Here is a 24,502-nt window from a genome sequence, read left to right on the forward strand (position 1 = left end):
GTGACCGAGTCGGGCGGGGTGTCGAACGGGGCGTCGGTCGCGGTCATCGGTATGGCGTGCCGGCTGCCCGGCGGCATCGACTCGCCGGAGCGGCTCTGGGAATCACTGCTGCGCGGTGACGATCACGTCACCGTGATCCCGGCCGACCGTTGGGATGCCGAGGAGTACTACGACCCCCAACCGGGAATCCCCGGTCGGTCGGTGACGAAATGGGGTGGATTCCTCGACGACGTCGCCGGCTTCGATCCCGAGTTCTTCGGCATCAACGAGCGCGAGGCCACTGCGATCGACCCACAGCACCGGTTGCTTCTGGAGACTTCGTGGGAGGCGATGGAGCACGCCGGGATCACCCGGGCCGCGATGACCGACTCGTTGACAGGGGTATTCGTCGGTCTCACCCACGGCGACTACCAGTTGCTGGCCGCCGACGCCGACGCTGTCGAGGCGCCCTACGGTTTCACCGGCAGCAGCTTCAGCCTGGCGTCCGGACGGATCGCCTACGCCCTCGGGCTGCGCGGCCCGGCGATGACGGTGGACACCGCCTGTTCCTCGGGGTTGACGGCGGTGCATCTGGCCTGCCACAGCCTCGTCGACGGTGAGAGCGACCTGGCTCTGGCCGGCGGCGCCGCCGTGACGCTGGACCCACGCAAGTTCGTCGCAGGCAGCGCCGAGGGCATGCTCTCACCGACCGGACGGTGCCGCGCGTTCGACGTCGGCGCGGACGGGTTCGTGTCCTCGGAAGGTTGTGCGGTGCTGTTGCTCAAGCGCCTGCCCGACGCGTTGGGCGACGGCGACCGCGTCCTGGCAGTCATCCGCGGCACGGCGGCCAATCAGGACGGTCACACCGTCAACATCGCCACACCGTCGGTCGCGGCGCAGACAGCGGTGTACCGCAGGGCCTTGACCGCCGCAGGCGTCGACGCACGCACCATCGGCATGGTGGAGGCACACGGACCCGGCACGCCGGTCGGGGACCCGATCGAGTTCGCCAGCCTGGCCGGCGTCTACGGCGTCGCGGACCGATGTGCCCTGGGTTCGCTGAAGACGAACTTCGGACATGCGCAATCTGCCGCCGGCGCTTTGGGTTTGATGAAGGCGGTGCTCTGCGTGCAGCACGGCGTGGTCCCCCCGAATCTGCACTTCACCCGGTTACCCGATGCCATGGCCGGCATCGACACCAAACTGTTCGTCCCGCAGGAGGTCACGCCGTGGACCGTCGCCGATGACCACCCGCGCCGGGCGGCCGCGTCGTCCTACGGACTGTCGGGAACCAATGTGCACGCGATCATCGAACAGGCGCCGGAGCCGGCGCCGCACCAACCGGTCACGTCGTTTGGAGGCGGCCACACCGAGCGACTGTTTCCCCTGTCGTCGACGTCCGCCGCTGAACTGCGACGCAGCTTGGGACGGTTGGCCGATTGGATGTCGGTGCACGAGGATGTGGACCTCGGCGATCTCTCCTATACGTTGACGCGGCGACGCACGCACCGCCCGTTCCGCACAGCGGTGACCGCCGGCGATCGCGACGACCTGATCCGAGCACTTCGGGAGGCGGCCGACGACGACATCCCGTACCAGGCTGCGGTCGGACAGGACGATCGCGGACCGGTGTGGGTGTTCTCCGGGCAGGGATCACAGTGGGCCGGCATGGGCTCGCAACTGCTGTCCACCGAACCGGAGTTCGCCGCCGCCGTGGCCGCCGCCGAGCCGTTGATCGCCAGTGAGGCCGGGTTCTCGGTGACCGAGGCGATCACCGGGCAGCAGACCGTGACGGGTATCGACCGGATCCAGCCCGCCCTGTTCACCATGCAGGTGGCCCTGGCCGCCACCATGCGCTCGCACGGTGTCCGCCCGGGCGCGGTCATCGGACATTCCCTCGGCGAGGTCGCCGCGGCCGTCGTGTCCGGGGCTCTCGAGCTCTCCGACGGGGTACGCGTGATCTGCCGGCGCTCGCGGTTGATGTCGCGCATCGCCGGTGCGGGCGCGATGGCCGCGGTGGAACTGCCCGCGCAACAGGTGCTCTCGGAGCTGATCACCCAGGGGATCGACGACGCCGTGGTCGCGGTCGTGGCGTCTCCGCTGTCCACCGTGATCGGTGGCGCCACCGAGACGGTGCGCGACCTGGTCGCGGCATGGCAGGCGCGGGAGGTGATGGCTCGCGAGATCGCTGTCGACGTCGCCTCGCACTCCCCCCAGGTCGATCCGATCCTCGATGAACTCGCCGAGACGCTCGCCGATGTGCGCCCGCGGGAGCCCGAGATCCCCTACTACTCGGCCACCCAATACGACCCGCGGGAACAACCCGTCTGCGATGCCTCCTACTGGGTGGACAACCTGCGCAACATGGTTCGCTTCGCACCCGCCGTGCAGGCCGCGCTCGAGGACGGTTACCGGGTGTTCGCCGAGCTCACACCCCACCCGCTGCTGATGCACGCGGTGCAGCAGACCGCCGGCAGCCTGGACATGGCCCCGGCGGCGTTGGCCGGTCTGCGCCGCGAACAGCCTCTGCCGCACGGAATGCGCGACCTGCTGACACTGCTGTACAGCGCCGGCACCGCGATCGATTTCACGGCCGTCTGCCCGGACGGACGGCTGGTGGATGCACCGCTGCCGACCTGGACACATCGCGCGCTGATGTTCACCCGCGGTGCCCAGGAGTCACCGACCCATGGTGGCCGCACCATCTCGGTACATCCGCTGCTCGGCGCCCACGTCCGGTTGCCCGAAGAGCCTGAGCGTCACGTCTGGCAGGGTGACGTCGGCATTGCCGCACAGCCATGGCTTTCCGATCACCATATCCGCGATGTGGTGGTCCTTCCCGGCGCCGCGTATTGCGAGATGGCGCTCGCGGCCGCCGGCGCAGTGCTGGGCGACACCGTCGAGGTACGTGACCTTCGCTTCGAGCAGGCGCTGCTGCTCGACGATCAGACCTGCGTCGCCGCCTGTGCTGCGCTGTCCTCTCCCGGAGTGGCCGAATTCTGCGTCGAAACCCACCACGCCGGCGAGCAGGCACGGCAGGCGACGGCGACGCTCGCGGTCACCGACGCCGAACGGCCGCCGCCCCAGGATCTCTGCGCGCTGCGCGCCGCGCACCCTGATGCCGAAGACGGCACGTCGGTGCGCAGACGGCTGGAGCGTCGCGGCGTCCGCTACGGTCCGGCCTTCGCCGGGCTCATCGCGGTCCACAGCAGCGAGCAGCAGTCCGCGACGGTCCTCGTCGAGGTTGCCCTGCCCGCCCAGATCCGTTCGCAGCAGGATGCCTACGGTGTCCACCCTGCCCTGTTGGACGCCTGTTTCCAGTCGGTGGCGGCACATCCGGAGATCCGAGCACTCGGTGAAGACGTGCTCGCACTGCCGCTGGGCATCGGCCTCCTGCGGGCCTACGGACCGGTGCGCACCGCCCGCTATTGCCACACCCGCGTCACCACAGTGGACAGCACGGGCGTCGAGACCGATCTCGACGTGCTCGACGAGCACGGCGCCGTCCTGCTCACCGTGCGGGGGCTCCGATTGGGCACAGGAATGTCGGAGACCGATCATGCCGAGCGGAGGCTTGCCGACCGACTGCTGACCATCGAATGGCGGCCACGGGAGCTGCCCGAGCAGCCCCCCGGCATCGCCGGGAGCTGGCTGCTGATCAGCATCGCCCCCACCGACGCCGTCGCCGCATCGTTGACGGACGCGCTCAAAGCCGAGGGTGCGCAGTGCGAGACGATGTGCTGGCCGCGCCACGCCGATCACGGCGCGAACGCTGACCAGCTCGCCGGCCAGCTGCGGGGTGGCGGGATCTGCGGGGTGGTCATCCTCACCGGGCCCCCCGACGGCGGCTCCGGAGACCGAATCCCGCGCCAGGGCGGCGAATACGTCGAGCACCTGGTGCGTATCACCCGGGAGATCCCGGCAGTCGGAGATGACACCCTGCGCCTGTTCGTGGTCACCCGCAACGCCCAGACCGTCAACAGCGATGACGTCGCGAACCTGGAGCAGGGCGGCTTGCGAGGTCTGCTCAGGGTGATCGGCACCGAGCATCCCCACCTGCGGGTCACACAGATCGACGCCGACGGGGACACCGACTCCCGGCAACTCGCCAGGCAACTGCTCAGCGGGTCCGATGAGGACGAGACCGCGTGGCGGGCCGGTGTGTGGTACGCGGCGAGACTGACTTCCGCACCGCTGCGCCCGGATGATCGTCGCACCGCGGACGCTGACCCGGACCGCGACAAGGTCCGCCTGACGATCCGCACTCCAGGTGATCTCGAGACGCTCGAACTCGTTGCCGGCCAGCGGATTCCACCAGGACCGGGCCAGATCGAGGTCTCCGTCACCGCGTCCAGCATCAACTTCGCCGACGTCCTGGTGGCGTTCGGTCGTTACCCGGCCTTCGACGGCCAACTCCCAGCGTTGGGGACCGACTTCGCCGGCGTCGTATCCGCGGTCGGTCCCGGTGTGACCGACTTCGCGGTCGGCGATCGCGTCGGCGGCCTGTGCGCGGACGGCTGCTGGTCGACGTTCGTCACCACCGACGCCTGCCGCGTCGTCGCCCTCCCGGAGGGTCTGGCCGAGCCGCAGGCCGCGGCAGTGACCACCGCGCATGCCACCGCCTGGTACGGCCTGCACGACCTGGCCGCGGTCCGCGCCGGGGACAAGGTGTTGATCCACTCCGGCACCGGGGGTGTGGGACAGGCCGCCATCGCGATTGCCCGGGCGGCGGGAGCCGAGATCTACGCGACCGCAGGCAGTGTGGCGCGTCGCCAACTTCTGCGCGACCAAGGCCTCGCACACGTCTACGACTCCCGCAGTGTGGAGTTCGCCGATCAGATCCGGCGGGACACCGGCGGCCACGGTGTCGACATCGTACTGAACTCGGTGTCCGGCGCCGCTCAGCGCGCAGGACTGGAACTGCTCGCGCTCGGCGGGCGGTTCGTCGAGATCGGTAAGCGCGACGTCTACGGTGACACCCGGTTGGGACTGTTCCCGTTCCGGCGCAATCTGGCGTTTCATGCCCTCGACCTCGGTCTGCTGGCGTACAGCCGTCCCGACCGGTTCCAGGCCCTGCTGCGCACGGTGTACCGGCTCGTCGCGGACGCGACCTTGCCGCTGCCGCAGAGCACCGTGCTACCGCTCACCGAGGTGGCCGCGGCCGTCCGCATGATGAGCGGTGCACAGCACACCGGCAAGCTCGTGATCGATGTCCGAGGGGCAGATCGATATCGGGTGGCCGTGCCGCCCGGCCAGGCCCGGGTGTTCCGCAGCGACGGCGCCTACGTGATCACCGGCGGACTGGGCGGCCTCGGGCTGTTCCTGGCGGAGAAGCTGGCGGCGGCGGGCTGCGGCCGTCTGGTGTTGTCCTCGCGCTCACACCCGACGCCCGTCACGCAGGCGCACATCGATCGAGTCCGCGCAACGGGGACCCAGGTCGTGGTCGAGTGCGGCGACATCGCCGCGCCCGGGACCGCACAGCGACTGGTGGCCGCAGCGACCGCCACCGGTCTGCCCGTGCGGGGCGTGCTGCACGCGGCCGCGGTGGTCGAGGACGCCACGCTGACGAACATCACCGGCGAGATCATCGACCACGATTGGACACCGAAGGTTCACGGCGCATGGCAGCTGCACGAGGCCACCGCCGACCAGCCACTGGACTGGTTCTGCTCGTTCTCGTCGGCCGCCGCCCTGGTCGGCGCCCCGGGTCAGGGCGCCTACGCTGCGGCCAACAGCTGGCTGGACGCCTTCACCCACTGGCGCCGCTCGGCCGGCCGGCCGGCCACCGCGATTGCCTGGGGTGCGTGGGCGCAGATCGGCCGCGCAGTGGAATTCGCCGAGAATGCCGACGCTGCAATCGATCCCGAAGAGGGCGCCTACGCGCTCGAGGCGCTGCTGCGCCACGACCGCGCCCACACCGGCTATACGCCGATCTCGGGCAGCCCATGGCTGACGATGTTCGCCGAGCGGAGTCCGTTCGCCGAGGCGTTCCGTGCCGGCGCCGCGACGACGGGTTCCAGCGAGTTGCTCGCCCAGCTGGAGCAGCTGCCGCGCGACGAGTGGCCGGCCCGGCTGCGCCGCCTGATCTCCGAACAGGTCAACCTGATCCTGCGGCGCAGCGTCGACCCCGACCGAGCGCTTACCGGCTACGGCCTGGATTCGCTGGGCGCGCTGGAACTTCGCACCCGGATCGAGACCGAGACCGGCATCCGCATCTCGTCCGCCGACATCACCACCATCACCATCCGGGGTTTGGCGAACCTGCTGTGCGAGAAGCTTGCCCCGCACGCCACCGATGTGCAGCGTGTCCGATGACCGACGACGACCGGACTCTTCCGCTCACCCGCGGACAACTCGACATCTGGCTCGCGCAGGAAACGGGACGCTTCGGCACGGAATGGCAACTCGGTCTCTTCGTCAAGATCGACGGCCCGGTGCAGCGCGGTCCGCTCGAATGGGCGATCCGCCGGGTCGTCAAGGAAGCCGGACCGATCAGGGCGGCGTTCTTCGAGCGCGACGGTCGGGTCGTCCAGCAGGTCGTCGACCGTCCACCCGCGCAGCTCGTCTTCCATGACCTCACCTCCGCGCTCGACCCCGCCCAACAGGCCTTCGAGATCGCCTCGTCGATTCAACGCACGCCGATGCCGTGGAGTGGGCCGCTGTACGCGTTCGCCTTGTTCAAAACCGGCCCCTGTGAGTACTACTGGTTCTCCTGCTGTCACCACATCGTCGCCGACGGATTCGGCGTCGCGCTTCTCGGCCATCGGATCGCCGCCGTGTATTCGGCGCTGGTTTCCGGATCGCCGATACCGCCCGCCTTCTTCGGGTCGTTGCGGGATCTCATCGACGCCGAGGCCGAGTACGAGGCATCGCCGGACTATCGGGAAGACCGCACCTACTGGGCCGATCAGCTGCCCTCCGACGGTGGCCTCGCACTGCCGCCGACGACGCCGCGCGCTGGGCGCGAGACCCGTCCCTGCGCCCCGGTCCGACTGGACCCCGGGGTGCTTCGCGGGGTTCACGAACTGGCCCGGGCGCGGAATCTGCCACGATCCTCGATCATCACCGCGGCCTGCGCTCTACTGGTGCGCAGCTGGTCTGGCGGGGACGCCGAGGTGGTGCTCGACTTCCCCGTCAGCAGGCGGGTCCACGAGGAAGCCAGGACGCTACCGGTGATGATGTCCGGCGTGGTGCCGCTGGTGCTGCCGGTGTCACCGGGTACCACGGTGGCCGACTTCTGCGACCTGGTCGACGCACGCATCCGGGATGCGTTGGCCCATCAACGCTTCCCCGTCAAGGAACTGGAGCGCCGAGCCGGCGGCCGCGACCCGGGCCGACCCTCCGATCGGCTGGATGTGAACTTCATCCCGTCGGTGTTCGCGCTGGACTTCGGTGGCGTGCCGGCGTCAGCGTCGTACACCAGCTCGGGTCAGGTGAGCGGTTTCGGGATGTTCTTCTCCGCGGCAGGCGACGACCTCTTCCTCAGCACAGCCGGCGCGGGACATCCGCTGGCGACGCTCGAAGTCCCGGACCTGGCCCGCAGGCTGCAGCGGTTGTTGACCGCGATGACCGACAACCCCTTACGCCGCCTCTGCTCGATCGACCCCACGGGGTGGTCCAAGACCGCAGACCTCGACCGCTGGGGTAACCGCGCGATCCTCGGCGAACCCGCGACACCGGTGTCGATCCCGGATGCGTTCGCCGCGCAGGTCGCCCGGACGCCCGCGGCGACCGCGCTGACCGGTGACAACCGATCATGGACATATCGCGAACTCGACGACGCCGCGAATCGTTTCGCACACCTGCTCACCGCGCACGGCGCGCGGCCCGGCGAATGCGTGGCGCTGCTGATGGAGCGTTCCCCGGGGGCGGTGATCGCGATCCTGGCGATCCTCAAGACCGGGGCGGCGTATCTGCCCATCGACCCGGCACATCCGAAGTCGCGGATCGACTTCATGGTGGGTGACTCGACCCCGGTCACGGCGGTCACCACCTCGGCGATGGCGCACCGTTTCAGCGGCTGCGACTTGCCCGTCATCGACGTCGAAGACCCGACGATCACGACCCTGCCGGCCACTCCGGTGGCGGTACCGTGGCCCGACGACGTCGCCCACATCATCTACACATCGGGCACCACCGGCGTCCCCAAAGGTGTTGCGGTCACTCACCACAACGTCACACGGTTGTACGACGGGATCGACGTCGGCGCCGACCTGTCACCCGACCAGGTGTGGACGCAGTTCTTCTCCTACGCCTTCGACTTCTCGGTCTGGGAGATCTGGGGCGCCCTGCTGCACGGCGGCCGCCTGGTCGTGGTTCCCGAATCGGCGGCCCGATCTGCGGCCGAACTCCATGCGCTGATCGTCGAACAACAGGTCACGATGCTCGCACAGACGCCGTCGGCGCTCGGCGCCCTCGAGCCGGACGGGTTGGAGTCGGTGTCGGTGCTGGTGGGCGGCGAGGCCTGCCCGGCCGACATCGTCGACCGGTGGGCGCAGTCACGGATGCTCACCAATGTCTACGGGCCCACCGAGACGACGATGTTCGCCTCGGCCAGCCGACCCCTGATCCCAGGCTCGGGCGTACCGCCGATAGGTGGCCCGGTGTCGACTGCGGCCCTGTTCGTCCTCGATGGTTGGCTGCAACCGGTCCCGGCCGGGGCGGTCGGCGAGCTTTACGTCGCGGGTCGCGGTGTCGGTATCGGCTATGTACGCAGACCCGGCCTGACGGCAACCCGATTCCTCCCGTGCCCCTTCGGCCGGCCCGGAGACAGGATGTACCGCACCGGCGATATGGTGCGCTGGGCTGCCGACGGCCAGTTGGAGTATCTCGGTCGTGTCGATCAACAGGTGAAGATCCGCGGATACCGGATCGAACTCGGCGACATCCAGGCGGCCCTGATGTCGCAGCAGCCGGTGCAGCAGGCCGCGGTGATCGTGCGGGAGGACCGCGCCGGCGACAGGCGTCTGGTCGGCTATGTCACCGAATCATCGCCCGGTGCAGTCGATCCGAACGAGCTGCGGACCGCGCTCGCCGATCGCCTCCCGCCGTACATGGTGCCGGTCACGGTAGTGGTGCTCGACGCGCTGCCGCTGACGGTGAACGGCAAACTCGACACCCGGGCCCTGCCGGCCCCGCAGTACGCCGACGGCGAGTACCGCGCGCCCGGCACCGCGGTCGAGGAGATCCTCGGCGGAATCTTCTCCCGGGTGCTCGGTGTCAACCGGGTCGGGGCCGACGACTCGTTCTTCGATCTCGGCGGCGACAGCATCCTGGCGATGCGCCTCGTCGCGACGATCAACGATGCCCTCGGCGCCGCGCTCGCGGTCCGCGACCTGTTCGACGCTCCCACCGTGGCGCTGCTCGCGCCGCGGATCCACCGCGGCACCGGCGGTCCCGCAGGGCTGGTCAGGGTGGACCGCCCCGCGACCATCCCGCTGTCGTTCGCCCAGGGCCGGTTGTGGTTCCTCAATCGGTTCGACGGCGGCGACGCGACCTACAACATGCCGATCGCGCTGCGCATTCGCGGCCCGCTCGACGTCGATGCGCTGCGTTGCGCGCTGGGCGACGTGGTGGCCCGGCACGAACCGTTGCGCACGGTGTTCCCCGACACCGACGGTGTGCCGCGCCAGCAGGTGATCCCCGCCGGCGAAGCCGAAGTTCCCTGGGCCGTCGTCGATACCGTCGGATGGCCACCGGCCCGCCTCGACGCGGAACTGCACGCAGTGGCGCACCATCGCTTCGACCTCACCTGCGAGCTTCCGCTGCGGGCAACGGTTTTCCGCATGACCGATATCGAACATGTGGTGGTGGGCGTGGTCCACCACGTTGCCGCCGACGGGTGGTCCCTCGGGCCGTTGATGGCCGATCTGGGGTGTGCGTATGCGGGCCGGTGCGCCGGTCGAGCGCCGCAGTGGTCCCCGTTACCGGTGCAGTATGTCGATTACACCTTGTGGCAGCGCGAGCTGTTCGGGGACCTCGGGGATGCGAACAGCGCCATCGGCACACAGATGGCGTATTGGCTGGACGCGCTTGCCGGGATGCCCGAACGGGTCCAGTTGCCCACCGACCGGCCCTATCCGGCGGTCGCCGACGGTCGCGGCGCCACACTGCCTTTGGGCTGGCCGGCGGAGTTACAGCAGCGGATCCGGGCGACGGCCGCCGACCACAATGCCACCGCGTTCATGGTGGTGCAGGCGGCCTTGGCGGTGTTGCTGTCTCGGCTCGGTGCCGGCACCGATGTGGCGGTGGGGTTCCCGATCGCCGGGCGCAACGATCCCGCGCTCGATGAGCTGGTCGGCTTCTTCGTCAACACACTGGTGCTGCGCGTCGACCTGACCGGTGAGCCCACCGTCACCGAGCTGCTCGACCAGGTCCGCCGACGCTGCCTGGCCGCCTACGAGCACCAGGACGTTCCGTTCGAGGTGCTCGTCGAGCGGCTCAACCCGGCCCGCACGTTGAGTCATCACCCAGTGGTCCAGGTCGCGGTGTCGTGGGACAACCTCCACGGTACCTCCGGCGGTCCCACCGTGGGACTGCACCTCGGTGATCTCGAGGTCACCCCGCTGCCCGTCGACACCCACACCGCACGGATGGACCTGTCCATCTCGTTGTCGGAACGTTTCACCGACGCCGGTGAACCGGACGGAATTTCGGGCACGGTGGAGTACCGCACCGATGTCTACGATGCCGCCACGGTCGCGGGGCTCATCGAGCGATTCGGCAGGGTGCTCACGGCGATGACCGCTGAGCCCAGCACCCGCGTGTCCGCCATCGAGGTACTCGACCCCGCCGAACGGGCCCGCCTCGACACCGTCGGCAACCGCGCGGCGCTCACCGGCCCACCTCCTGACGGGGCCTCGGTTCCGGAGTTGTTCGCGGTCCACGTGCGGCGTAGCCCCGACGCGGTGGCCGTCACCGACGGTGAGCGTTCGCTGACCTACCGGGGACTCGACGACGCCTCGCACCGGCTCGCGCATCGTTTGATGTCCCACGGCGCCGCACCCGGGCGGTACGTTGCCGTATTGTTCGACCGCTGCGCCGATGCCATCGTCGCGATGCTGGCGGTCCTCAGGACCGGGGCGGCCTACCTGCCCATCGATCCCGCCCAACCCGATCACCGCATCCGGTTCATGATCGACGACAGTGCGCCGATCGCCGCGATCACCTCCGCCGCGCTGCGCTCCCGACTCGCCGGCACCGGCCTGGCCGTGATCGCCGTCGACGACACCGACCTCACCAGCCGGCCCGGCGCCGCCGTATCGGTGGCCCGCCCGGATGACACCGCCTATCTGATCTTCACCTCCGGGACCACCGGAATCCCCAAGGGCGTGGCGATCACCCATCACAACCTCGCGCACCTCGCGCACTCCACACCACCGCAGCTGGCGGGGCCCCAGGTCTGGACCCAGTGCCACTCCTACGGATTCGACTTTTCGGTATGGGAGATCTGGGCGGCCCTGCTCACCGGCGCACGCCTGGTCATCGTCGACGAACAGATTGCCGCGTCCCCGCCGGATTTCCGTGCGCTTCTGCTCCGGGAGAACGTCACCGTCCTGACCCAGACCCCGTCGGCGATCACCGCGCTGTCGGCGGACGGACTCGACCACGTCGCGGTGCTGCTGGGCGGTGAGACCTGCCCCGCCGAGATCGTCGACCGCTGGTCTGCGGGTCGCGTACTGATCAACGCCTACGGCCCCACCGAGACGACCGTGTACGCCTCCATGAGCCCACCCCTGAGTCCCGGTCGCGGTCCGGCCCCCATCGGCACACCGGTGCCCACAGCGGCGCTGTTCGTCCTCGACGACCACCTGCACCCCGTCGCCCCCGGTGTGACCGGGGAACTGTACATCGCCGGCCGCGGGGTGGGCACCGGCTACCACGACCGCGGCCCCCTGACCGCGACACGGTTCCTGGCCTGCCCCTTCGGCCCACCCGGCGGCCGCATGTACCGCACCGGAGACCTGGCCCGCTGGGGACCCGACGACCAACTCCACTACCAGGGCCGCACCGACCAACAGGTCAAGGTGCGCGGCCACCGTATCGAACTCGCCGAAATCCACACCGCCATAGGCGCCCTCGAAGACATCGAGCAAGCCGCGGTGATCGTCCGCGAGGACGGCCCCATCGGCCCGCAACTGGTCGCCTACATCACCGGCACCGCCGAACCCGCCGCGGTACGCACCGCGCTGGCCGACCGATTGCCGTCCTACATGGTGCCGGCCGCGATCGTTGCCCTCGACGCCATCCCGCGCACCGTCAACGGCAAACTCGACGTGAAAGCGCTGCCACCACCACGGTCCCCGTCGGGGCAGGACTACCGGGCCCCCGTCGATGCGACCGAACAAGCGCTGACGCGCATCTTCGCCGACGTCCTGGGCCTCGACCGCGTCGGCGCCGACGACTCCTTTTTCGACCTCGGCGGCGACAGCATCCTGTCCATGCAGGTCGTCGCCCGCGCCCGAGTGGCCGGACTGCACTGCCGACCGCGCGACGTCTTCACCGAACAGACCGCGGCGCGACTGGCCCGCGTGGTCGAGACGACGCACCGCCCGGCGAATCCGCCCGACCTCGGCGTCGGATCGTTTCCCCCGACCCCGATCATGCACTGGCTGCGCAGCGTCGACGGACCGACCGACGAGTTCAATCAGACGATGGTCGTCCAAGCCCCGGTATCCGCCACCGAAGACGATGTGGAGGTACTGCTGCAGGGCCTGCTCGACCGGCATGCGATGTTGCGGCTGTCCGTCGCCGGGGACGGCACGGTCACCACCGGTGAGGTCGGCTCCGTTCACGCCGCGCGTTGCGTGCACACGGTCGACGAAATCTCCGAAGCTGCACTGGCAGAGGCGCGGTCACGTCTGGACCCCGGCACCGGGGCGGTCCTCACCGCGCTGTGGGACGCCGCGGCCGGTCGGCTCGCGTTGATCGTGCACCACCTGGCCGTGGATGCGGTGTCGTGGCGGATCCTGCTCGAAGACCTCAACACCGCCTGGGCCCGTCACCGCGACGGCCGGTCCGTCGTCCTGCCCGTCACCGGAACATCTTTCGCGACCTGGGCGGGGCTGCTGACCCCACACGCCGAATCCCCGGCACTCACCGAGAGTATCGAGATCTGGCGCGAGATCCTCGCCGCTGCACCGGCTTTGCCGCCACCCGACCCGGAGGTCGACACCTACGCCGGCGCGGGAAGCCTGACCACCACCCTCGATCCACACGCCACAGCACGACTGCTCACCGACGTCCCCACAGCCTTCCACACCGGCACCGCCGACATCCTGCTCATCGCGCTGGCCCTGGTCTGCACCGAATTCACCGGCACCACACAGACCATCGGCATCGACGTCGAAGGCCACGGCCGAGCCGAACACCTCACCCCCGGTCTCGACCTGTCCCGCACGGTCGGCTGGTTCACCACCAAACACCCCGTCGCTCTGAGCACCCACGGTCTCGACTGGACCCAGGTCGCCACCGGAGACCCCGCACTGGGCCGAATCACCAAACACGCCAAAGAGCAAATACGCAGCCTGCCCGACGGCCTGACCTACGGTCTGCTGCGCCATCTCACCACCGACAGCGGCCTCACCGCCGCCGAACCGACCATCGGCTTCAACTATCTCGGCCGTCTCGATGCCATCACTGCCACCGGCAATCTCGAGGACCTCTGGCACCCCAGCGCCGACAGCATCACCCTCGCCGCCGCGGCGGCCGCGATCCCGATGCCGTTGGGGCACAGCCTCGAGCTCACCGTAGCCACCCTCGACACCGGCGCCGGTGCACAACTCAGCGCCACCTGGACCTGGGCTCGATCCATCCTGACCGATGACGAAATCGGCCACCTCACCCACCTCTGGCACCACGCACTCGCCGGCATCGTCACCCACGTCGCCGACGGCGGCGGCGGCCTGACACCCTCCGACATCACCCCCACCACACTCACCCAACCCGAAATAGACACCCTCCACCGCGAACTTCGTCTCGCCGACATCCTCCCGCTCACCCCCATGCAACAGGGACTGCTCTTTCACGCCAACAGCGCCACGGCCGGCAGCGACGACGACGACGTGTATGCCATGCAACTCGAGCTCACCGTGAAGGGTCCGCTCGAACCACCCCTGCTCGGCGATGCGGTGAACGCGGTGGTCACCCGCCACCCCAACCTGGCCGCACGGTTCCGCACTCACTTCGATCAACCCGTCCAGCTGATTCCGGCCGACCCCACGGTGCCCTACCGGTACGTCGACCTCTACGAGGACCACTCGGACCGTGGGCGGCACGGTTCGACGTACGGAACGGAACAGCCAGCGCGTCAGACCATCTCGGGTACCTCGGCTCGTGCCGTCGCGGCTGACCCGGATACCGTCGAGGCGCAGATTCGGCAGTTGTGCGCCGCCGAACGCGCCGCGGTCTGTGACCTCGCCGAGGGTCCGTCATTCCGTGTCGCCGTGATCCGTACCGCGCCCGACCAACACCGGGTCGTGCTGACCAACCACCACATCGTGGTCGACGGTTGGTCCCTGCCCATCCTGGCCCGTGACCTGTTCGCCAGCTACTACGGGCACCGGTTGCCCGCTGCCGGCTCGTTCCGACGATTCGTCGAATGGCTCGCCGATCGCGACGACACGGCGGCACGGGCGGCATGGCGGGACGTGCTCGACGGATTCGACACGCCGACCCTGGTCGGCGCCCCCGACCGGCTCGGGCTCGGCCCGCGCGCGACGACGTCCTTCCGGGTGTCCCGGCGCACCACCGGCGCCCTCAGCGAACTGGCACGCTCGTGCCATACCACGGTGAACACCGTTTTGCAGGCGGCCTGGGCTCAGCTGCTGATGTGGTTGACGGGCCAGCACGACGTCGTGTTCGGCACCGCCGTCTCCGGCCGCCCCACCGACGTACCCGGCGCGGAATCGATGGTCGGCCTGTTGATCAACACCGTTCCGGTGCGTGCGCGCATCACCGCCGACACCACGATCGCCGATCTGCTGGCACAGCTGCAAGACGCGCACACCCGCACCCTCGATCACCAGCACCTGGCGCTCAGCGAGATTCACCGTGCCACCGGTCACCGATGGCTGTTCGACACGATCTTCGTCTATGAAAACTATCCGCTCGACACCGCGGCGTTGTTCGGCGGGAAACTGGCCGTGACCGAGATCGCCACCCGCGAGTTCAACCACTACCCACTGGCAATGATCGCCCAACCCGGCGAGGAACTGGGTCTGCGAATCGAATTCGACACCGGCATGTTCGAACCCCACAGCATCGAGGCACTGACGAGGCGGTTCAAGCGGGTGCTCAACGGGCTCACCGCGGTGTCGGGGCGGTCATCGTGACGGCCGATCCCACCCGACGCCTGCTGTCGATCGATCTCCTCGACGAGGACGAGCACGCCGACCTTGACGAGTGGGGAAATCGGTCGGCGCTGAGCCAACCCGGTGCGGCGGTCTCCATACCGGAGTTGTTCGCCATCCAGGTCGCTCGACGCCCGGACGCCGCGGCGCTGGTGTACGGCGATCGGGTATGGACCTACCGCGAACTCGACGAGGCGTCGAACCGGATGTCGCACCTGTTGGCCGGGCGCGGTGCAGGGCCGGGTGGATGTGTGGCGCTGCTGATGGAGCGCTCGGCACAGGCGGTCATCGCGATCCTGGCAGTGCTCAAAGCCGGAGCGGCCTATCTACCGATCGACCCCGCACATCCGAGGTCTCGGATCGAGTTCATGGTGGCCGATTCCGCTCCGGTCGCCGCGGTCACCACGCCAGATCTCGCCGACCGGTTCACCGGCTGCAAGCTGACCATCCTGGTCGCAGACGCCGCCGTATCCGACCCACCCGCAACAGCTCTGCCTGCGTTTCCCGAACCCGACGACATCGCCCACATCATCTACACATCGGGCACCACCGGAACACCCAAAGGCGTTGCGGTCAGTCATCACAACGTCACCCGCTTGTTCGACGCGCTGGACGTCGGCGTCGACATGTCACCGCAGCAGGTGTGGACGCAGTGTCATTCGTACGCATTCGACTACTCGGTGTGGGAGATCTGGGGTGCGTTGCTGCACGGAGGACGCCTCGTCGTGGTCCCGCCGGCGGTGGCCGCCGCCCCGGACGAATTCCATGCGTTGCTGGTCGATCAACGTGTCACGGTCCTGAGCCAGACACCGACGGCGTTGACCGCGCTGTCACCGGACGGGTTGGGCCCGATCTCGCTGATGGTCGCCGGGGAGGCCTGCCCGCCGGAGGTGGTGCAGCGGTGGGCGCCGGGGCGGGTGATGATCAACGGCTACGGTCCGACCGAGACCACCGTGTACGCCACCATCAGCGCGCCGCTGAGGGCGGGGGCGGCCGCCGTTCCGATCGGCGCCCCGGTGCCCGGCGCGGCGCTGTTCGTCCTCGACAGGTGGATGCGGCCGGTGCCCGCCGACGTCGTCGGGGAACTCTACGTCGCCGGTCGCGGGGTCGGTGTGGGCTACGTGCGCCGGCCCGGGTTGACCGCATCGCGGTTCGTGGCGTGCCCCTTCGGCGCGTCCGGAGCACGGATGTACCGCACCGGTGACCTGGTGCGGTGGGGTCCCGACGGTCAGCTCCAGTACCTCGGCCGCGCCGACGAGCAGGTCAAGATCCGCGGATATCGGATCGAACTCGGCGAGGTGCGCGCGGCACTCACCCTGCTCGACGGCGTCGAGCATGCGGCCGTCATCGCCCGCGAGGACCAGCCCGGAGTCAAACGGCTGGTCGGCTACGTCACGGAATCGGCAACCGGCGCAGTCGATCCCGCCGATGCCCGGGCTGTCCTGGCAGACCGGTTGCCGCCGTACATGGTTCCCGCCGCGGTGGTGGTGATGGAGACGCTGCCGCTGACGGTCAACGGTAAGCTCGACACCGGCGCCCTGCCCGCCCCCGAACTCGGCGACAGCGAGCGCTACCGCGCCCCCGGCAACCCCGCCGAAGAGGTCCTGGCCGGTTTGTTCGCCCACCTCCTGGAGGTCGAGCGGGTGGGGGTCGACGACTCGTTCTTCGACCTCGGCGGCGACAGCATCCTCGCGATGCGCCTGATCGCCGCGATCAACAACTCGTTGCGCGCCGACCTTTCGGTGCGCGCGCTGTTCGACACCCCCACGGTGGCCCGGCTGGCGCCGTTGCTGACCCACACGGCAGGACGGCGGGCGCCGCTGGCAGCCGCCGACCGGCCGGCTGTGATCCCGTTGTCGTTCGCCCAGCAGCGTATGTGGATCATCGACCAATTGCAGGGTCCTTCACCGGTCTACAACATGGCCGTGGCGCTCGAACTACGCGGGCGCATCGACGCCGCCGCGCTGGGCGCCGCGTTCGACGACGTGATCGCTCGGCACGAGTCGCTGCGCACGGTATTCCCCGACGACGGCGGCGTGCCGCGGCAGCAGATACTGGCAACCACCGCCGCACGAAGCGACCACTGGCAGGTCGTCGACGCCGCCGACTGGTCGGAAGCCGATCTGCACCGGGCCGTCGAGGCCGTCGCGCAGCAGACCTTCGACCTCGCCGCAGACATCCCGTTGCGGGCCCGTCTCTTCGAGGTCTCGCGCGATCGGCACGTCCTCGTCGGGGTGGTGAACCACATCGCCGCCGATGGTTCGTCGGTCGCTCCCCTGGTGCGCGACCTCGGTGTCGCCTACGCCGGCCGGTGCGCCGGAACCCCACCCGGCTGGACCGAGCTGCCGGTCCAGTACGCCGATTACACGCTGTGGCAGCGGGAACGCCTCGGCGACCTCGACGACGGTGGCAGCCTGATCTCGGCACAGCTGGACTACTGGCGCGACGCGTTGGCGGGACTGCCCGAACAGCTGCAGCTACCGACCGACCGACCCTACCCGCTGGTGGCCGATCACCGCGGCGCCGGCGTCCCGGTGGACTGGCCGATCGAACTGCAGCAACGGATCCGGGACACCGCGAACACCCATCAGGTCACCGGATTCATGGTGGTTCAGGCCGCACTCGCGGTGTTGTTGGCCAAGCTCAGCGGCAGTTCAGATGTGGCAGTGGGGTTTCCGATCGCAGGGCGCGCCGACCCCGCCCTCGACGACCTGATCGGCTTCTTCGTCAACACGCTCGTGCTGCGGGTCGATCTGAACGGCGACCCCACCGTCGCGGAGGTGCTCGCGCAGGTCCGGAACAGAAGCCTTGCCGCATACGACCACCAGGACGTGCCGTTCGAGGTGCTCGTCGAACGATTGCGCCCCGCCCGCTCGCTCACCAGGCATCCTCTCGTCCAGGTCCTGCTGGCCTGGCAGAACGACGACCTCGCCGCACAGCTGCGCCTCGGCGACCTGCTGGTCACTGAGCTTCCGATCGACACCCACACCGCGCGCGCGGACCTGTCCTTCGCGTTGTCGGAGCGCTTCACCGGATCCGGCGAACCCGCGGGAATCGTCGGCACGGTCGAGTTCCGCACCGACGTCTTCGACGCGTCGACCGTCGAGGTGATGGCGACCCGGCTGCAGCGGGTGGTGGCGGCCATGGTCGCCGATCCGGCGCGGCGCATATCCGCCATCGACGTCCTCGACGCCGCCGACCGCGACCGACTCGACCAGCTCGGCAACCGAGCACTGCTGCAGGCACCCGCAGCGGCGGCGAGGTCGATTCCCGCGCTGTTCACCGCCCGGGCCGCCGGCATCCCCGACGTTGTGGCGCTCAGATTCGGGGGACGGTCGCTGACCTACCGTGACGTCGACGAGACGTCGAATCGCCTGGCGCACCTGCTGACCGAACACGGCGCGGCACCGGGAACCTGTGTGGCTCTGCTGATGCCCCGCTCCGCGCACGCGGTGACCACGATGCTCGCGATACTCAAGACCGGCGCGGCCTATCTTGCGATCGACCCGGCGCTGCCCGACGCCCGTATCGCTTTCCTGCTCACCGACGCCACCCCGGTGGCCGTCCTGTCCACCGCCGCCCTGCGTCACCGCCTCGTCGACCATCCCGTCCTCGACGCCGACGACCCGGACATCCAGAACCGCCCGGCCACCGCCCCGCCCTCCCCGCACGCCGACGACATCGCGTACCTGATCTACACCTCGGGCACCACCGGCACACCGAAAGGCGTCGCCGTCACCCACGCCAACCTGAACCACATCGCCGCGTCCACACCGGATTCGCTACCGGCCCATCAGGTGTGGACGCAGTGCCATTCCTACGCCTTCGACTTCTCGGTGTGGGAGATCTGGGCCGCCCTGCTCGGCGGCGGCACCCTGGTCGTCGTTCCCGAGGATGTGTCCATCTCCCCGAACGACTTCCAGGATCTGCTGGGGCGTGAACAGGTCAACGTGCTCACCCAAACCCCCTCGGCGGTAACCGCGCTGGACCCGCAGGTGCTGAGCTCGGTGGCCGTGCTGCTCGGTGGGGAAGCCTGCCCGGCCGACGTCGTCGACCGCTGGGCCCCGGGCCGCGTCCTGATCAACGCATACGGACCCACCGAGACCACCGTCTACGCGTCGATGAGTGCACCGCTGTCGAGCGGGTCGGGCCCGGCACCGATCGGGGGTCCGGTGCCGACGACGGCGTTGTTCGTCCTCGACGACCGGCTGGTTCCGGTCCCTGAAGGGACCATCGGCGAGTTGTACGTGGCAGGCCTCGGGGTCGCCGTGGGATACCTGGGCCGCCCGGCGCTGACGGCGTCACGCTTCCTGCCGTGCCCGTTCGGCGGGTCCGGTGCTCGCATGTACCGCACCGGTGACCTCGTGCGGTGGCGCCGCGACGGAGCGTTGCAGTACCTGGGCCGCGCCGACGACCAGGTCAAGATCCGCGGCCACCGTATCGAGCTCGGCGAGATCCAGACCGCGCTGGCCGCGCTCGACGGTGTCCGCTCCGCCGCCGTCGTCGCCCGGAACGATCATCCCGGCGCCACCCGTCTCATCGGATATGTCACCGGGACAGCCGATCCCGTCGCCGCTCGGCGCGTGTTGTCCGAGACGTTGCCCGCCTACCTGGTTCCCGCCGCGGTCGTCGTGGTCGACGAGCTACCGCTCACCGTCGGCGGCAAGCTCGATGTTCGTGCTTTGCCCCCGCCGGAGCCCGTGGACGGCGAGGCGTATCGGGCGCCGACCGACGCCGTGGAGGAGATCCTGGCCGGGATCTACGCCCGGATCCTGGGTCGCGAGAGTGTCGGCGTCGACGACTCGTTCTTCGACCTCGGCGGCGACAGCATCCTGTCGATGCAGGTGGTCGCCCAGGCGCGGGCCGCGGGCCTGATGTGCCGGCCCCGCGATGTCTTCGTCGAACAGACCGTGGCGCGGCTGGCACGGGTGGTCCAAACAGGGTACACACCAACAGATCCTGCCGATGAAGGGCTCGGCGCGGTGGCGCCCACTCCGATCATGGAGTGGTTGCGGCACGTCGAAGGGCCGACCGGCGAGTTCAACCAGACCGTGGTTGTCCAGGCCCCCGCCGACGCTGCCCACGCCGACGTGGTGGTTCTGCTGCAGGCCCTGCTGGACCACCACGCCATGCTCCGGTTACGCGTAGCGGACACCGGACTGCAGGTACCCGATCCGGGCGCGGTGAGGGCCGCCGACTGGCTGCGGGTGGTCGACACCCTCGACACCCAGGCGCTTGCGGCGGCCAGGACGACGCTGAACCCGGCCGCCGGCGTGATGCTCGTCGCGGTCTGGGCGCACACCACGAGGCGGCTGGCGCTGATCGCACACCATCTGAGCGTCGACGCGGTGTCGTGGCGAATTCTGCTTGAGGACCTCAACATCGCGTGGGGTCAACTCCGTGCCGGCCAGACGATCGCCCTGGCGGCGACGGGCACGTCGTTTCAGCGATGGTCAGCCCTGCTGGCCGGCCATGCACAGACGGTTCTCGACGACGCCCGAGAATGGCGGCGGGTCGAGGCCGCCCCGGCGGGCGTCCCCGCACCCGACCGCACGACCGACACCTACGCCGGCGCCGGACGTCACAGCGCGGCGCTGGATCCCGTGACCACACGAACCCTCCTCGGTGCGGTGCCCGCCGCATTTCACACCGGGATCACCGAAGTCCTGGTGATCGCCTTCGCGCTGGCATGCGCCGAGCTGTTCGACATTGCGAGCGGATCCCCGTTCGGCGTCGACATCGAGGGCCACGGCCGCCACGAAGAGCTGTTCGGAGACGTCGACCTGTCCCGCACCGTCGGCTGGTTCACCACCAAGTATCCCGCCGCGCCGGCCATCGACCGACTGCCCTGGGAGCAGGTGACATCGGGCGATCCCGCACTGGGCGCGGTCATCAAGCGCACCAAGGAACAACTGTGCGGCCTTCCCGGCGGCCTGACCTACGGCTTGTTGAGATACCTGCATCCCGACAGCGGTGTCGTCGGACCCGACCCGACCATCGGGTTCAACTATCTCGGCCAGGTGGGCGGTGGCACCTACTCCGACGCCGTGTGGCGGCCCAGCGTCGAGGACTCCTGGCTGGCCGAATCCGCCGCAGCGGTGCCGATGCCATTGAGCCACAGCGTCGAACTCACCGCGGCCACCGTCGACACCGGCGCAGGACCGCAACTGCAGACCACCTGGCTGTGGGCGACGTCTGTCCTGCACGACGCGGAGATCCGTCGGCTGGGCCTGCTGTTCTTCGACGCGCTCAGCGGCATCTGCGCCCATGTGCAGCGGGGCGGCGGCGGGCTCACCCCGTCAGACGTCCTGCCCGCGCGCCTGTCGCAGCAACAGATCGACGACCTCACCCTGCGGCACCGCGCCGTCGACATCCTTCCGCTGACACCTCTGCAGCAGGGTCTGCTCTTCCACACCGTGACGACGCGTGGCCCCGGCGAACCCGCCGATCTTTACGCGATGCAACTCGACGTCACGGTCAGCGGTCCGTTGGACCCCGACGCACTGCACGCCGCCGTGCAGACTGTCATCGCCCGCCATCCCAACCTGGCTGCACGCTTTGTCGTCGAATCCGACCCGCCGATCCAGGTCATTCCCGCTGACCCCGAAATACCTTGGCAGCTGATGAACTTGGAGGACAGGGAGCAGATCGAGCAGCTGTGCGCCGATGAACGCGCGGCCGTCTGCGACCTGGCGCACGGGCCCGCGTTCCGGGCCGCGGTGATCCGCACCGCACCCCTGCGGTACCGGGTGGTGCTGACGAACCACCACATCGTGCTCGACGGCTGGTCGCTGCCGATCCTGCTGCGGGACATCTTCGGCGGCTACTTCGGGCACCGGTTGCCTCCCGCCGGATCGTTCCGCCGCGTCGTGGAGTGGCTGGCCGACCGCGACCGGGACGCGGCCCGCACCGCCTGGGCCGGGGTGCTCGACGGCTTCGACTCCCCCACGCTGGTCGCCGCTCCCGGCCGGATGCGGTCCGGGCGCCGCGGCTGGACGTCGATGCACATGACCGCCGAGACCTCCCGCGCCGTCGACGGGCTGGCGCGCTCGCACCACACCACGGTGAACACGGTGTTGCAGGCGGTGTGGGTGCAGGCGCTGACCTGGCTCACCGGCCACCACGACGTGGCGTTCGGCACGGCCGTGTCGGGGCGCCCGCCCGAGCTTGCGGACACGGATTCGACGGTGGGCCTGTTGATCAACACGGTTCCGGTGCGTGCGCAGATCACCTCGACCACCACGACAACGGAGCTGATCGACTGCTTGCGCGACCACCACCATCGCACCATCGATCACCAGCACCTCGCCCTCACCGACGTCCAGAAGGTCACGGGCCACGAGCAGTTGTTCGACACCCTGTTCGTCTACGAGAACTATCCCCTGGATGCCTCGGCGCTGACCGAGGCCGGTGATCTGGCGATCTCGGACATCACCGCCCGAGAGACCAATCACTACCCGCTCACGCTGCAGGCCATGCCGGGAGACCGCTTGCACCTTCGTCTTGAGTACGACACGGAGGTGTTCGACGGCGCCGGCATCGACGCGTTGGCCGGCCGCCTGCAGCGGGCGATGACGGCGATGGCGGCGGACCCGGGCAGGCGGCTGTGCGCGATCGACGTACTGGACGCCGCCGACCGTGCCCTGCTCGACGCAATGGGCAACCGCGACGTCCTGCTCGCTCCGGTGTCGGTCGGCGCGTCGATCCCCCAGTTGTTCACCGCACAGGTCACCCGCACGCCTGACGCGGTCGCGGTGAGCTCCGGCGGCCACGACGTGACCTACCGGGAACTCGACGAGATGTCGACCGGTCTGGCGCACCTGCTGGCCGATCGTGGAGTGCGGGCGGGCCGATGCGTGGCGCTGATGCTGCCCCGCTCGGTCGAGGCGGTCGCGGCAATGCTGGCCACCCTGAAAGCCGGTGCCTTCTACCTGGCGATCGATCCGGCGTTGCCCGCGCCGCGGATCGCCCTGATGATCTCCGACACCGCACCCGCCGTGGCGGTGACGACCGCGGCGCTGCGAGGCCGCCTCGCCGAGTTCAGCGGTGACCTCGGTGACGTCCTCGACGTCGGTGACATCGGTGACCTCGGCGACATCGGTGACATGGGGGGCCCGGCAGCCGGACGACAGCCGGTCACCGGCTTGGCGGCTCCCGATCCCGATGACCTCGCATACGTGATCTACACCTCGGGAACCAGCGGCACACCCAAAGGTGTTGCCATCACCCATGACAACCTGTCCCATCTGGCCGTCACCGCTCCGGCTGCTCTTCCGCGACGGCAGGTGTGGACCCAGTGCCATTCGTACGCGTTCGATTTCTCCGTCTGGGAGATCTGGGCCGCCTTGCTGGGCGGGGGTCGGCTGGTGATCGTCGACGAGGAAACCGTCGGCTCCCCCGTCGACTTCCAGCACCTGCTCATCCGCGAGCGGGTGACCGTGCTGACCCAGACTCCCTCGGCCATCACGGCGCTCGATCCCCAACGGCTGGAGTCGGTGGCGGTGCTGCTCGGCGGCGAGGTGTGTCCGGCCGATGTGGTGGACCGGTGGGCACCCGGCCGCGTCGTGATCAACGCCTACGGTCCCACCGAGGTCACCGTCTACGCGTCCATGAGTTCACCGCTGCGGCCCGGGTCGGGTCACGCACCGATCGGCGGACCGATCGCGACGGCAGCGCTGTTCGTGCTCGACGCGGCACTGCGTCCGGTGGCTCCCGGCATGGCCGGCGAGCTGTACGTCGCGGGCCTCGGAGTCGCAATGGGGTACCTGCGGCGTCCGGGTCTGACCGCCTCCAGATTCGTTCCCTGTCCGTTCGGACGACCCGGGGGCCGGATGTACCGCACCGGTGACCTGGTCCGCTGGCACGCCGACGGGCAGTTGCAGTTCCTCTGCCGCGCCGACGACCAGGTCAAGATCCGCGGCCACCGCATCGAACTCGGTGAGATCCAGGCGGCGCTGGCTCAGCTGGACGGGGTCGCCCAGGCCGCTGTGGTCGTGCGGCGGGACCAGCCGGACACCGCCCATCTCGTCGGATACATCACCGGCACCGTCGATCCGGCGCTGGCCCGGGCCCGGCTCGCCGAGAGGCTTCCCTCCTACCTGGTGCCGACCGACATCGTCGCGCTGGACGCCATACCGCTCACCGTCGGCGGCAAGCTCGACGTGCGCGCCCTG

1 protein-coding gene and 1 pseudogene (1 of these 2 only partly in view) are annotated in these 24,502 nt (G+C 69.4%); both read left to right on the forward strand.

Translation table 11 applies throughout. The features are described 5' to 3' along the window. The gene (gene pks2, locus ACNUDN_RS18905; protein ID WP_431960403.1) at positions 1 to 6,294 is read left to right on the forward strand and encodes a sulfolipid-1 biosynthesis phthioceranic/hydroxyphthioceranic acid synthase; all 6,294 of its coding nucleotides are present in this window, start codon (positions 1 to 3) and stop codon (positions 6,292 to 6,294) included. Then, positions 6,291 to 24,502, forward strand: a pseudogene (locus ACNUDN_RS18910) (amino acid adenylation domain-containing protein) (its annotated part continues 10,686 nt past the right edge of the window); the annotation flags it as partial. The gene pks2 and the pseudogene ACNUDN_RS18910, both read left to right, overlap by 4 nt.

The sequence above is a fragment of the Mycobacterium sp. smrl_JER01 genome (genome assembly GCF_048513595.2).
In the GTDB taxonomy this organism is placed as follows: domain Bacteria; phylum Actinomycetota; class Actinomycetes; order Mycobacteriales; family Mycobacteriaceae; genus Mycobacterium.